Here is an 858-nt window from a genome sequence, read left to right as displayed (position 1 = left end):
TTTTTCATCAAATGTATCTGCATTTCCCCATTTTTTAGTAACTTTTACTGACGATTCTCCAAGTTTAAAAGGACTTTTAATCATTTTACCTTCTTTTGCCTGTTTCTCAATTTCTTCTAGAAACGATTTCTTTTGTGACTCAATTTTATGTACCTTTAAAGAATGTTTTGTTTTCTTGATGATTGTCGGTGAAAGACATCCTAGTGCGACAACTACGGCAATTATTATTCCAATAATAATTTGTTTGTTTTTAATATACTTCATAAAAATCCCCTTAATATTTTTACTTACTATCAGTATATTCAATATAACACATCGATCTTAACAGTTGATTTATGAAAATTTAGGTAAATTTGCATTTTATTGTTATTATTTATTCTGCCAAATACAAAAAAGCAGCCAATGGCTGCTCCCTATTGTTTAACTAACGCATCCGTTAGTTGAAGAAGGAAAAGTCTTAAAATAATTACATTTATCCTAAACCTTTAAAAATAGTTTATTAGTTTTAAGAAGGATATATACAATACTGTTGAAAGCGTGCCAATGCTAATACTTACCCATAATATTTTTGTAATCCAAAAACCTAATGGTTGAGGTAATATATGTGTTAGTCCCCCTAGAGTATGAAAAACATGATCTTCATCATCATACCTTTCCTTTGTAAGATAAAATATATTAACGTATGTACCCACTCCTAAAATTGAGATGGCAAGTATTCCTGAGATAATTTCAATTAATGCTTCTTTCAAGTTCACTCTCTCCCTAAGAAAATAACCATTCTTGTACAAACTCAGATGATATTAAAAAATTTGCCGATATAACATTTTATATTAAACTAACGCGCCAGTTAGTTCAATA

2 protein-coding genes are annotated in these 858 nt (G+C 29.0%); both read right to left on the bottom strand.

The window, feature by feature from the left end; translation table 11 throughout:
• Positions 1-264: DUF4309 domain-containing protein (locus V7056_RS20670; RefSeq protein ID WP_499704266.1), on the bottom strand; the 264-nt coding region annotated here is incomplete at its 3' end.
• 221 nt (positions 265-485) lie between these two features.
• Entirely contained in the window at positions 486-749 is a 264-nt protein-coding gene (locus tag V7056_RS20665) for a hypothetical protein (RefSeq protein ID WP_499704265.1), read from the bottom strand.
• Between the last annotated feature and the right edge of the window lie 109 nt (positions 750-858).

This window comes from Bacillus sp. JJ664 (assembly GCF_036962205.1).
Taxonomy (GTDB): Bacteria; Bacillota; Bacilli; order Bacillales; family Bacillaceae_G; genus Gottfriedia.
The sequence above is the reverse complement of the archived record's forward strand: the minus strand, read 5'-3'. Positions and strand labels throughout refer to the sequence as shown.